The 12,867-nt window shown below is 51.3% G+C and carries 13 protein-coding genes; 9 read left to right on the forward strand and 4 right to left on the reverse strand.

The genetic code is table 11. The features are described from left to right. The first annotated feature begins 22 nt into the window (after positions 1 to 22). Positions 23 to 406: a fluoride efflux transporter CrcB gene (gene crcB / locus HV261_RS19160; RefSeq protein ID WP_043015566.1), complete on the forward strand. Its 384-nt coding sequence runs from the start codon at positions 23 to 25 to the stop codon at positions 404 to 406. Positions 407 to 457: 51 nt separating this feature from the next. Here the strand turns inward: crcB and cspE are convergent, their stop codons facing one another. Together cspE and pagP are read right to left on the reverse strand one after the other, a co-directional pair. Beyond that, positions 458 to 667 (reverse strand): transcription antiterminator/RNA stability regulator CspE, encoded by a 210-nt coding sequence (gene cspE, locus HV261_RS19165; RefSeq protein ID WP_000034825.1) that lies wholly within the window; start codon positions 665 to 667, stop codon positions 458 to 460. A gap of 189 nt (positions 668 to 856) precedes the next feature. After that, on the reverse strand, positions 857 to 1,420 hold the full coding sequence (gene pagP / locus HV261_RS19170) for a lipid IV(A) palmitoyltransferase PagP (RefSeq protein ID WP_442781057.1): 564 nt from the start codon (positions 1,418 to 1,420) through the stop codon (positions 857 to 859). Between the two features lie 458 nt (positions 1,421 to 1,878). Between pagP and dcuC the strand changes: the two genes are divergently transcribed. Beyond that, the gene (gene dcuC, locus HV261_RS19175; RefSeq protein ID WP_202039159.1) at positions 1,879 to 3,264 is read left to right on the forward strand and encodes an anaerobic C4-dicarboxylate transporter DcuC; all 1,386 of its coding nucleotides are present in this window, start codon (positions 1,879 to 1,881) and stop codon (positions 3,262 to 3,264) included. 121 nt (positions 3,265 to 3,385) lie between these two features. Here the strand turns inward: dcuC and dpiA are convergent, their stop codons facing one another. After that, on the reverse strand, positions 3,386 to 4,066 hold the full coding sequence (dpiA, locus tag HV261_RS19180) for a two-component response regulator DpiA (protein ID WP_005120841.1): 681 nt from the start codon (positions 4,064 to 4,066) through the stop codon (positions 3,386 to 3,388). Continuing rightward, positions 4,035 to 5,696: a sensor histidine kinase DpiB gene (dpiB, locus tag HV261_RS19185; RefSeq protein ID WP_202039160.1), complete on the reverse strand. Its 1,662-nt coding sequence runs from the start codon at positions 5,694 to 5,696 to the stop codon at positions 4,035 to 4,037. The genes dpiA and dpiB overlap by 32 nt, the downstream gene beginning before the upstream one ends. A gap of 389 nt (positions 5,697 to 6,085) precedes the next feature. Between dpiB and citC the strand changes: the two genes are divergently transcribed. Genes citC through citT form a run of 7 tightly spaced genes read left to right on the forward strand, consistent with a single transcriptional unit; the run spans position 6,086 to position 12,823 of the window. Beyond that, the gene (gene citC / locus HV261_RS19190) at positions 6,086 to 7,162 is read left to right on the forward strand and encodes a [citrate (pro-3S)-lyase] ligase (RefSeq protein ID WP_048212308.1); all 1,077 of its coding nucleotides are present in this window, start codon (positions 6,086 to 6,088) and stop codon (positions 7,160 to 7,162) included. Further along, the gene (gene citD / locus HV261_RS19195) at positions 7,159 to 7,455 is read left to right on the forward strand and encodes a citrate lyase acyl carrier protein (protein WP_005120843.1); all 297 of its coding nucleotides are present in this window, start codon (positions 7,159 to 7,161) and stop codon (positions 7,453 to 7,455) included. The genes citC and citD overlap by 4 nt, the downstream gene beginning before the upstream one ends. Further along, on the forward strand, positions 7,452 to 8,360 hold the full coding sequence (locus HV261_RS19200) for an aldolase/citrate lyase family protein (RefSeq protein WP_137384520.1): 909 nt from the start codon (positions 7,452 to 7,454) through the stop codon (positions 8,358 to 8,360). The genes citD and HV261_RS19200 overlap by 4 nt, the downstream gene beginning before the upstream one ends. 9 nt (positions 8,361 to 8,369) lie before the next feature. Then, positions 8,370 to 9,902, forward strand: coding sequence for a citrate lyase subunit alpha (gene citF / locus HV261_RS19205; RefSeq protein ID WP_040232565.1), 1,533 nt, complete (start codon positions 8,370 to 8,372; stop codon positions 9,900 to 9,902). Positions 9,903 to 9,905: 3 nt separating this feature from the next. Next, the gene (gene citX, locus HV261_RS19210) at positions 9,906 to 10,460 is read left to right on the forward strand and encodes a citrate lyase holo-[acyl-carrier protein] synthase (RefSeq protein WP_061067505.1); all 555 of its coding nucleotides are present in this window, start codon (positions 9,906 to 9,908) and stop codon (positions 10,458 to 10,460) included. After that, entirely contained in the window at positions 10,429 to 11,334 is a 906-nt protein-coding gene (gene citG / locus HV261_RS19215; RefSeq protein ID WP_137384521.1) for a triphosphoribosyl-dephospho-CoA synthase CitG, read from the forward strand. Before citX ends, citG begins: the two co-directional genes overlap by 32 nt. Before the next feature lie 25 nt (positions 11,335 to 11,359). Then, positions 11,360 to 12,823: a citrate/succinate antiporter CitT gene (gene citT, locus HV261_RS19220; RefSeq protein ID WP_115600779.1), complete on the forward strand. Its 1,464-nt coding sequence runs from the start codon at positions 11,360 to 11,362 to the stop codon at positions 12,821 to 12,823. The last annotated feature ends 44 nt before the right edge of the window (positions 12,824 to 12,867 follow it).

Genomic DNA, 12,867 nt, shown 5'->3' on the forward strand with positions numbered 1-12,867 from the left:
AATCAAATAGCAGGATTACGCAGTGTTACAACTCCTTTTAGCAGTTTTTATCGGTGGCGGTACAGGAAGCGTAGCAAGATGGATGTTAAGCATGCGGTTCAATCCGCTGCATCAGGCCATCCCATTCGGTACGCTGGCAGCAAATCTGATTGGCGCGTTTATTATTGGCATGGGGCTGGCGTGGTTTAACCGCATGACAAACATTGATCCAATGTGGAAAGTGCTCATCACCACCGGTTTCTGCGGGGGATTGACGACGTTTTCAACCTTCTCGGCAGAAGTGGTGTTTTTGCTGCAGGAAGGACGCTTTGGTTGGGCAATGGTGAATGTGCTGGTTAACCTGTTGGGATCTTTTGCGATGACGGCTCTGGCATTCTGGCTGGTTTCAGCCTCTCCTGCACACTAGGCGAAAAAAAACCCGCAATTAAGCGGGTTTTGAGTTCTTGCTGTCGTATGCTTACAGAGCGATTACGTTTGCAGCAGAAGGGCCTTTGGCACCGTTAGTGATTTCGAACTCTACGCGCTGACCTTCAGCCAGAGTTTTAAAACCATTGGTCTGGATTGCAGAGAAGTGTACGAACACGTCTTTGCTGCCATCTTCCGGAGTAATGAAACCGAATCCTTTGGACTCATTAAACCACTTAACGTTACCTTTAATCTTAGACATCAAAATTACCTTTACATGAAAAATAGACACAAATGCTGTGTCGGGTATCAGTACAACAATTGTGGTGCACTTTGTCCAGTCGAACTTTGTCAAAAAGTGATAAATGTCGCGTTATTTTTCAGTCAAACAACATATCCACCTGTTTTTAAACAAGTTTATAATAATCCACCTGACAATACAGGTAGTCTGTCAAAACTGGAAACGCATCCAGGCAAAGTAGACATTTCCGTTGTTATACGTACCCGGAATGTAGGTCATCTGGAACGTTGCCGGGCCATAGCCTATCGAGGCCAACGGCAGGATCAATGGCACGGGAATATAGTTCCAGTTATCGCGCGCGGTGAAACCGGCTGTATAGCCCAGCCCAAGGCGGAAATTATCATCGGCCAGCGGTCGCCAGGTTTTTTCCCAGCCATAGCCGCCAATCGGCTCCCATTTATTGTAGGAATCCTTAAAGGCCATTATATAAAGCCCGTGCCAGTTACCTTTATCATCCCAACGGGATTGACCAAATCCAGCCCCCCAGGGACGTTCGTTGTAGCGATCGGTTTTCTCTTTATCGTAGGCAAAACGCGCATGCCAGGTAATGGCCGGCACATACAGATCATAATGTTCGGGCTGCTGCCAGGTTTCACTGACATTATCTTTAAAGGTATCAAACCACCCTTTATCCTCAGCAACCCCCTGGGGAATAAAGGCTAACTGAATAAAAAGAAATGAAAAAATGAGAAAATAACGTTTAGCGACAATCACGACTTAATTACCATCCTGGGAGTTAGTATTAATTGTAGCAAACAAAACCTTAATGTTAGCTTAACAAAGAGGCGCTAATAAAAAATCAGAATATTCTCCACTTATAAATTCCAGATTATTATCATTATATTTATTATGGTTTTTATATATAACACGCGCTCTTATTTCTATTATCCAGCTTCCTTTACGCACAAACACCAAAATAAATCACAATTAATTAACATCAATGCATCATCTCGAGGCAAAACAACACATAAAACCAGAGTGGTTCACAGTTTTTAATTGCGGTACGCCCTTCTCGTCCGCTATGTTGAAAAAACGCCTGCGCCATCGGTTGAATCCGTATTTTTATTGATTTTAATCAGCAAGGAGCCGGTGTTTATTAGGCACATTCTCACACCGCTTTATGCTTTTTTTAGTTTTTTTACTTTCTGGGCGTCAATATGACAGGGGAAACAATGTTGACATTTATAGAACTCCTTATTGGAGTCGTTGTTATTGTGGGTGTAGCTCGCTACATCATTAAAGGTTATTCCGCGACCGGTGTATTGTTTGTCGGGGGTCTGGTTTTATTGATTATCAGCGCCCTGATGGGACATAAAGTTCTGCCCGGCAGTGCCGAAAGTACCGGCTACACTGCGACAGACATTGTTGAATATATTAAAATTTTGCTGATGAGCCGCGGCGGCGACCTTGGCATGATGATTATGATGTTGTGTGGTTTTGCCGCCTACATGACGCATATCGGCGCGAACGATATGGTCGTTAAGCTGGCCTCCAAACCCCTGCAATATATCAACTCGCCTTACATGCTCATGATTGCCGCCTATTTTGTTGCCTGCCTGATGTCACTGGCCGTCTCTTCGGCAACCGGGCTGGGCGTGCTGTTGATGGCGACACTCTTTCCGGTCATGGTCAACGTTGGGATCAGTCGTGGTGCTGCAGCGGCCATTTGTGCCTCCCCTGCCGCCATCATTCTTTCTCCAACTTCCGGGGATGTCGTGCTGGCTGCAAAAGCAGCGGAAATGCCACTGATCGACTTCGCGTTTAAAACCACGCTACCGATTTCCATTGCTGCCATTATTGGTATGGCTGTTGCCCATTACTTCTGGCAGCGCTATCTGGATAAAAAAGAGAACATCTCTCACGAAATGTTAGATGTGGCAGAAATCACCACCACAGCCCCCTCGTTTTATGCCATTCTGCCGTTTACCCCGATCGTCGGCGTACTGATTTTTGATGGTAAATGGGGCCCGCAACTGCACATCATCACGATTCTGGTGCTGTGCATGCTTATTGCCGCAGTGCTGGAGTTCATCCGCGGATTCAACACCCAGAAGGTTTTCTCAGGTCTGGAAGTCGCTTACCGTGGAATGGCAGATGCCTTTGCTAACGTCGTCATGCTGTTAGTTGCAGCCGGTGTATTTGCTCAGGGTCTGAGCACCATTGGCTTTATTCAGAGTCTGATCTCTATCGCCACCTCATTTGGTTCTGCGAGCATTATTCTGATGCTGGTGCTGGTGATCCTGACTATGCTGGCGGCAATGACCACGGGCTCCGGTAACGCACCTTTCTACGCCTTCGTTGAGATGATCCCAAAACTGGCGCACTCTTCCGGGATCAACCCTGCCTACCTTTCGATCCCAATGCTGCAGGCGTCAAACCTCGGACGCACAATCTCCCCGGTATCCGGTGTGGTTGTGGCTGTCGCGGGGATGGCGAAGATTTCACCGTTTGAAGTCGTAAAACGGACGTCTGTTCCGGTGATGGTCGGACTGTTGATTGTGATTATCGCCACGGAAGTGATGGTACCGGGCTCTTCTTCAGCCGTCGTTGGCGGCTGATACTCAGTGAAATGTAGGCCGGATAAGGCATTTACGCCGCATCCGGCATTTCAACCGCACCGTTGCCGGATGTCGATGCTAAAGCATCTTATCCGGCCTACGTCTTAAAGGATGACGTGTATTAGCCGCCGTGGTAAATACGCTGCGGTCTACCTACCTTCCCGTGAATAATCTCCGCAATGATCAAATGGCGGCTGGCACAGTACTCCAGGTAGCGTCTGGATGTTGTACGGCTGATGGTTAGCGCCTGAGCGATCGTTTCCGCAGTATGATGTACCGTCGGGTCAGCAAACAACTTCAGCACCGCATTCAGCGTTAGCGCGTCGATCCCCGTCGGCAAATCCCCTTTCGGCTCACCGCGTGCATAGGCATTAAACATTTCATCGATCTGTTTTTGGCTGGCACTGTCATTACCGGCCAGCATTCTTCTGCGTTGCTGATATCGGGTAAGCGTCTGCCCCAGTCGCTCATAGGCTATGGGTTTAACCAGATAATCAAACGCCCCGCTGCGCACAGCTTCTGAGACCGTATCCATATCACTGGCTGCCGTGGTAAACACCACGCCGCCAGGGTAGCGTGCCTGAGTCAGCTCGTGTAACAGCGTTATGCCCTTGCCATCCGGCAAGTAGTTATCAAGAAGAATCAAACCGGGCTTAAAACGCTCAATCATCATTCTTGCCTGAGCAAGATTACCCGCCAGCCATATCTGGCTGAAACCGGGTATATGGCGGATATATTCAGCATGCATTTCCGCCAGTAGCGTTTCATCCTCAACGATCAACAGCGTTAATGGTTCCGTCATTGTTTTTTTTCACTTTCGGAAGAAATAAAGAAAATAAGGTACCGCAGGGGGAGTTATCTTCGAGCGTAATAACCCCATTACAGCGCCTCACATAACTTGCAATCAGATACAAACCGATGCCATGTTCGCCTGGTTCATCGGTACGAGTGCTCACACCCTGTTCAAATATTTTTTCGCGCAATGCTTCCGGTACGCCACAACCTTGATCGGCGACTTCGATGATCACCTCATCGCCCTCATCGCTCAGATAGAGTTCAACGACCTTGTTACCCTGCTGGGTACGCAAACTGGCTTCAAACGCATTATCAAGCAGATTGCCAACAATTGCTGCAAACTCTGTGCTATCCAACCCCTCAGGAAGTTGATGCAGTTGACTGCCAGGCACAATGGTCATTGTGAGACCCAGTTCCCGCGCACGCTGTACCTTGCCAAACAGCAGGCCTGCAACCTGACGATCGGCGAAAGCGCCGCGCAGACTATCAATGAGTTGCTGCTGCGCCTGCGACTCTCCCTGAACCATGGCCAGCACCCGGTCATACTCTTTCATTTGTAGCAGACCATTGATGGTGGACATCCAGTTCAGGTGTTCATGACGTAGTGTTCTCAGGCTTTCTACATACTGTTTGATTTGTGTTAGCTGGGCATTCAGTGTCGCAATTTCATCTTTGCTACGAAAGCTGATGATAGCCCCGAGCAGTTCATCGCCTGAGCGGATAGCCTCGCGGTTGGCAATCACACTCAACCCATTAAAGTTAACCATCGCATCCTGGCGCTTTTCCGCAATCTGCTGGGTAAAAAAGTCTGCTGGCTGAACGACGTCCGCAATCGGCTTACCTAACCACTTACGTCCAGGCGACGAGAGCCCCAGCATTTTTCTCGCACTGCGGTTTATCGCCGTAATGCACCCGTCAGGATCAACAGCAATTAAGCCTTCGTACACTGAGCTAAACAGCGCCTCCTGCTGACGTACCACCCGTGCGATTTGTTTGGGCTCCATACCCAACATCTGGCGTCGAATATGGGCGGCAAAAAACCAGGAAAGTAACATAAGCACCAGCAACAACAGAATGAACACCCCTGCCATCGGAAGTAAGAAATCCGAGCGCCAGCTGTCGATTTTACTGATCAGGTAGCCAATTGAGACAACACCGATGATTTTACCATCATCATCAAAGATAGGGGTTTTGGCGCGCATCGCCATCCCGATAGACCCCTTACCGGTAATGAAGTAGCTTTCCCCTTTCTCCAGTGCGCCGGGCTTGGTGAACTGCATGGGGTGGCCAATTTTATCCGGATTAGGGTGATAAAGACGGATCGAGTGGGTATCACCGATAACCACATAGTCAAAGTCAGTCCCGCTCTGCAACTTATCCGCTATCGTTGCCAGACGCTCGTAATCACGGTGCTTTACGGCAGCAATAATGCTGTCGTTCGAGGCGATAATTTTCGCCTGATTCATTGCCATATCACGAACATGCGTTGCCAGGTAATCTTCAAAGCTGGCGGTAAAGTATTGTGCTAACGCCGCGATGATAAAAACAGAAACGACCAGAATGAGTAGAAAGATACGCAACGGAAACGCCAGGCTGCGAAAAAAAGGAAACCGTGTTTTATTTTTCTTTTCCGACATGTTTTTTCCTCACCGACGTTAACCGAAACTTATTTTTCGTTGTATTTGTAATAAAAATGTTTTATTTACAAGTCACGGCCTAAAATAGGATCGTTACAGATTCCCCACCTTAAATCAATTAAACAAATAAAAACCACACGCTATTTCCGGGTTAAATTAATTAAAAAACTTAAAACCATAAAACACATTAAAACCATCTAACTTATTGTGAAATAAATCAAAATTTACCTCCAAAATACTCCTTACGATGTATGCAGCAGGGAAAAAAAGAAATACTCCGTAATAAAAAAACATTCCCTTCAATTGCAAACAAAACGTTATCAGGTTGCTAAACAGAGCAACAAAAACAGAAACCCAGTAACAAATATACCATCGGGGCTCTATTTACTATGTTCGGTAATAATATATTCACGCAAGTTAAACGCTCAGAAAATAAAAAGATGGCGGTTATCGCTCAATTTCTGAAAGAGAACGATTTGAGCGTTGATACCACCGTCGAAGTATTTATCACCGTCACCCGTAACGACCGCCTGATCGCTTGTGGTGGCATCGCCGGCAATATCATTAAATGCGTCGCGATCTGTGAATCCGTGCGCGGCGAAGGCTTAGCGCTGACGCTGGCAACTGAGTTAATCAACCTCGCCTACGAGCGGCATTGCACCCATCTCTTCATCTATACCAAAACCGAGTATGAGTCACTGTTTAAGCAGTGCGGTTTTTCGACGCTGACCAGCGTGCCCGGCATTATGGTGTTGATGGAAAACAGCACCACTCGCCTCAAACGTTACGCTGAATCACTGGCGAAACAGCGCCGTGAAGGGAAAAAAATTGGCTGTATCGTGATGAACGCCAACCCCTTCACCAACGGGCACCGTTTTCTGATCCAACAAGCCGCCGCACAGTGCGACTGGCTGCATCTGTTTTTGGTGAAAGAAGATACCTCACGTTTCCCGTATGAAGACCGACTGGACCTGGTACTCAAAGGGACAAAAGATATTCCACGTTTAACCGTACACCGCGGTTCGGAATACATCATCTCTCGCGCCACGTTCCCGTGCTACTTCATTAAAGAGCAGAGCGTTATTAACCACTGCTACACCGAAATAGACCTGAAAATTTTCCGTCAGTACCTGGCCCCGGCACTCGGCGTTACGCACCGTTTCGTCGGTACTGAGCCGTATTGCACCGTCACCTCCCAGTACAACAACGATATGCGCTACTGGCTGGAGACCCCAACACTTCCCGCCCCGCCGATTGAACTGGTGGAAATTGAGCGGCTGTGTTTCCAGGAGATGCCGATTTCCGCCTCCTGGGTGCGCAAGCTGCTGGTTAAAAAAGATCTCACGGCTATCGCATCCCTGGTTCCCGAAGCCACGCTGCACTACTTGCAAAGCATGGTTGAGCGAACCTCATCGGCTGCGGCAGTCCGCCAAAATACCCCCGCATTAGCAACAGGTGAAAAATGAAAATAAACCAGGCAGCCGTCGCAGGCACTCTCGAGTCCGGTGATGTGATGATCCGCATCGCCCCGCTCGATACGCAGGATATTGACCTGCAGGTTAACAGTAGCGTCGAAAAGCAGTTCGGTGATGCCATCAGGGCCACCATTCTGGACGTTCTGTCCCGCTATAACGTCCGCGGCGTGCAATTAAATGTTGATGATAAAGGCGCACTGGACTGCATTTTACGTGCGCGACTGGAAGCATTACTGGCCCGCGCCAGCGGCATTCCGGCACTGCCATGGGAGGATTGCCAATGATTTCCGATTCTTTACAACAACGTAAATCCCGCACACGCCGCAGCATGTTGTTCGTACCAGGCGCTAACGCCGCGATGGTCAGCAACTCATTCATCTACCCGGCAGATGCGCTGATGTTCGACCTGGAAGACTCCGTCGCACTGCGTGAGAAAGACACTGCGCGCCGCATGGTGTATCACGCGCTGCAGCATCCGCTGTATCACGACGTTGAAACTATCGTGCGCGTTAACGCCCTCGACTCCGAATGGGGCATCAATGACCTCGAAGCCGTCGTACGCGGTGGCGCTGACATCGTGCGTTTACCCAAAACGGATACCGCCCAGGATGTCACCGATATCGAAAGCGAAATCCTGCGTATTGAAAACGCCTGTGGTCGTGAACCCGGCAGCACCGGTTTGTTGGCCGCTATCGAATCACCATTAGGTATTACCCGCGCAGTAGAAATTGCCCACGCTTCCGAGCGTCTAATCGGTATTGCGCTCGGCGCAGAAGACTACGTACGTAACCTGCGTACCGAACGCTCCCCGGAAGGCACCGAACTGCTGTTTGCACGGTGCTCAATTCTGCAGGCTGCGCGTTCTGCCGGCATTCAGGCGTTCGATACCGTCTATTCCGATGCCAATAACGAAGCAGGTTTCCTGCACGAAGCCGCACACATCAAGCAACTGGGTTTTGATGGTAAGTCGCTCATCAACCCGCGTCAGATTGAACTCCTGCATAACCTGTATGCCCCGACGCGCAAAGAGCTGGCTCACGCACGTCTGGTGGTAGAAGCCGCTGAAGCCGCCGCCCGTGAAGGCCGTGGCGTAGTTTCCCTGAACGGCAAGATGGTCGACAGCCCGGTTATCGAGCGCGCCCTTCTGGTTATATCCCGTGCAGAACTTTCCGGCATTCGCGAAGAATAAGGCAAAAAAATGACGCAGAAAATCGAACAGTCTCAACGACAGGATCGCGTGGCGACCTGGAGCCGTCATGCAGAAAGCGAGCTTTCCGCTTATCAGAGCACCGCAAAAGTTGAATTGCAGGCGCAAAAACCGCGCAACAAAAAGCTGTGCGCTAACCTGGAAGAGGCCATTCGCCGTTCAGGCTTACAGGATGGCATGACCATCTCCTTCCACCACGCTTTTCGTGGTGGCGATCTGACGATCAACCTGGTGATGGATACCATCGCTGCAATGGGCTTTAAAAACCTGACGCTGGCTTCCAGCTCCCTGAGCGACTGCCATGCGCCGCTGGTTGAACACATTCGTCAGGGGGTCGTCAGCCGTATTTATACTTCTGGTCTGCGTGGCCCGCTGGCAGAAGAGATCTCTCGCGGTCTGCTGGCTGAACCTGTTCAGGTCCACTCTCACGGTGGTCGTGTACATCTGGTACAAAGCGGCGAACTCAACATTGATGTCGCCTTCCTCGGCGTGCCGTCCTGTGACCCGTTTGGTAACGCCAACGGTTACACAGGTAAAGCCTGCTGTGGCTCCCTGGGCTACGCTCGTGTCGATGCTGAAAACGCCAAACAGGTTGTCCTGCTGACCGAACAGCTGCTGACCTACCCGCATAACCCGGCCAGCATTACCCAGGATCAGGTGGATCTGATTGTACAAATCGACCAGGTCGGTGATGCTGACAAAATTGGTGCTGATGCCACTCGCATGACCACCAACCCGCGCGAATTGCTGATCGCCCGCAGCGCAGCAGACGTTATTGCTAACTCCGGCTACTTCAAAGAAGGTTTTTCATTGCAGACAGGAACCGGCGGCGCGTCTCTGGCCGTTACCCGTTTCCTGGAAGACAAAATGCGCAGCCGCGACATCCGTGCTGACTTTGCGCTGGGCGGCATCACTGCCACCATCGTTGACCTGCATGAGAAAGGCTTAATCCGCAAACTGCTGGATGTACAGAGCTTCGACCGTAATGCGGCAGAATCTCTGGCACGCAATCCAAATCACATTGAAATCAGTGCTAACCAGTATGCCAACTGGGGCTCAAAAGGCGCCTCTGTTGATCGTCTGGATGTCGTGGTACTGAGCGCGCTTGAAGTAGATACCAACTTCAACGTTAACGTACTGACCGGTTCTGACGGCGTACTGCGCGGCGCATCCGGTGGCCACTGTGATACTGCGGTTGCCGCAGCGCTTTCCATCATCGTCGCACCGCTGGTTCGCGGACGCATCCCGACGCTGGTTGATAACGTCCTGACCTGCGTAACCCCAGGTTCCAGCGTTGATATCCTGGTCACTGACCACGGTATCGCCGTCAACCCTGCACGCCCTGAGCTGGCAGAACGTCTGCAAGAAGCGGGCATGAAAGTCGTGTCCATTGAATGGTTGCGCGAACGCGCACAGCAACTTACCGGCCAGCCACGCGCAATCGAATTCACCGACCGCGTGATTGCCGTTGTGCGTTATCGCGATGGCTCAGTGATTGACGTTGTGCATCAGGTGAAGGAATAAGCCATGCACCTGCTCCCTGAACACGCCACCTGCCACGCGGTTTCCATTCCCGAGCTGCTCGCCAGCCGTGATGAGAGACAAGCGAGGCAACATGCCTGGCTCACGCGTCATCACGCGCCATTGGTCTCTTTTACCGTGGTAGCGCCAGGTCCGATTAAAGACAGCGAATTAACCCGTCGTATCTTTAATCACGGCGTCATCGCCCTGCTTGCGCTGGCGAAACAATCATCCTGGATTGTCAGGGAGCAAACTGCGCTGGTCTCCGCCAGCGGCCCGGAAGGTCTGTTGTCCATCGAGGCGCCAGCCCACGACCTCAAGCTCGCCACTATCGAGCTTGAGCATTCACATCCGCTGGGACGGTTATGGGACATCGATGTCCTGACCCCGGAAGGAGAAATCCTGTCCCGCCGTCATTTCGCGCTTCCTGCCCGTCGCTGTCTGTTGTGCGAGCAAAGCGCTGCCGAATGTGCGCGGGGTAAAACCCACGCGCTTTCCGACTTACTCATTCAAATGGAGGCACTGCTGCATGATGCCGATTCCCGCAACATCGACGAATAACGCAGTCCTTCCACTGGATCTGCCCGACGCCTACGCCACGCTTGCCTGGCGCGCCATGCTGACTGAAGTCAACTTATCGCCCAAACCGGGTCTGGTGGATCGCATTAATAACGGCGCACATAAAGATATGGCGCTGGAAGATTTTCATCGCAGCGCAGAGGCTATCCAGGCCTGGCTGCCACGTTTTATCGAATACGGCGCATTCAGCGCGCAGTTGTCACCTGAAGAGGTACTGAAAGGACTGCGTCCACTGGGTATGGCCTGCGAAGCCGATATGTTTCGCGCCACCGCTGGGGTGAATACCCATAAAGGCAGCATCTTTTCTCTGGGACTGCTGTGTGCCGCCATTGGCCGCCTGCACCAGCTCCAACTGACTGTTACCGCTGAAACCATTTGCTCTACGGCAGCAACATTTTGCCGTGGCCTGACCGAGCGCGAACTGCGCCAGAACAATCAACAACTCACGGCTGGCCAACGTCTTTATCAGCAACTGGGATTAACCGGCGCACGGGGCGAAGCCGAAGCGGGATATCCGCTCGTCATCCAGCATGCCCTGCCGCACTACCGCGCACTGCTGACTCAGGGCCGCGACCCTGAACTGGCATTACTCGACACATTATTGCTGCTGATGTCTATCAATGGCGACACCAACGTGGCTTCACGTGGCGGCGCGGAGGGTCTGCGGTGGATACAACGGCAGGCCACCACATTATTGCAGCAAGGGGGAATTCGTACCCCCGCCGATCTCCATTACCTACACCAGTTCGACCAACAGTGCATCGAACGCAACCTCAGTCCAGGAGGCTGTGCCGATCTGCTGATCGTTACCTGGTTCTTAGCTCAGATTTCGCAAGTTCATCATTATCACAATTAAAGATCCTTTCCGGAGAATCACACACATGTCTTTAGCAAAAGATAAAATATGGAAGTTATTGGCCCCATTGGTCGTAATGGGCGTCATGTTTCTTATCCCCGTTCCTGATGGAATGCCTCCACAGGCCTGGCACTACTTTGCCGTGTTTGTGGCGATGATCGTCGGTATGATCCTTGAGCCAATTCCGGCAACAGCGATCAGCTTTATCGCCGTCACGATCTGCGTTATCGGCAGCAACTATCTGCTGTTTGATGCTTCCGAACTGGCCGATCCGGCGTTTAAAGCGGGTAAGCAAGCGCTGAAGTGGGGTCTGGCAGGCTTCTCCAGCACCACCGTGTGGTTGGTGTTTGGTGCGTTTATCTTCGCACTGGGTTATGAAGTCACCGGTCTGGGTCGTCGTATCGCACTGTTCCTGGTGAAATTCATGGGTAAACGTACCCTGACGCTGGGCTATGCGATTGTTATTATCGACATCCTGCTGGCACCGTTTACACCGTCCAACACCGCACGTACCGGTGGTACCGTGTTCCCGGTTATCAAAAACCTGCCGCCGCTGTTCAAATCCTTCCCTAACGATCCTTCCGCACGCCGTATCGGCGGATATCTGATGTGGATGATGGTTATCAGTACCAGCCTGAGCTCCTCGATGTTCGTTACCGGCGCTGCGCCAAACGTACTGGGTCTGGAATTCGTTAACAAAATCGCCGGCATTCAAATCAGCTGGTTGCAGTGGTTCCTCAGCTTCCTGCCGGTCGGTATTATTTTGCTGATCGTTGCTCCGTGGCTGTCTTACGTGCTGTACAAACCGGAAGTCACCCACAGTGCTGAAGTTGCCGCATGGGCCGGCGATGAACTGAAAACTATGGGTAAACTGACCCGTAAAGAGATGACGCTGATCGGTCTGGTACTGCTCAGCCTGGGCCTGTGGGTATTTGGCGGCAAGCTGATTGACGCTACCGCAGTGGGTCTGCTGGCGGTCTCCCTGATGCTGGCTCTGCATGTTGTACCGTGGAAAGACATTACTCGCTATAACAGCGCATGGAACACCCTGGTCAACCTGGCCACGCTGGTGGTAATGGCCAACGGTTTAACCCGTTCCGGTTTCATCGACTGGTTTGCCAACACCATGAGCACGCACCTGGAAGGGTTCTCGCCTAACGCGACAGTAATCGTTCTGGTACTGGTGTTCTACTTTGCTCACTACCTGTTTGCCAGCCTTTCTGCGCACACCGCCACCATGCTGCCGGTTATTCTGGCGGTTGGTAAAGGTATCCCGGGCGTTCCGATGGAACATCTGTGTATCCTGCTGGTGCTGTCCATCGGTATCATGGGCTGTCTGACTCCGTATGCAACGGGCCCTGGCGTTATCATCTACGGCTGTGGTTATGTGAAATCCAAAGACTATTGGCGTTTGGGTGCTATCTTCGGTGTCATCTACATCTCAATGCTTCTGCTGGTCGGCTGGCCGATTCTGGCAATGTGGAGCTAATCCGCGCGCTTTACGCATAGTCAAAACGCATAGCTAAAATGATG

The organism is Citrobacter sp. RHBSTW-00671 (assembly GCF_014103415.1).
GTDB lineage: Bacteria > Pseudomonadota > Gammaproteobacteria > Enterobacterales > Enterobacteriaceae > Citrobacter.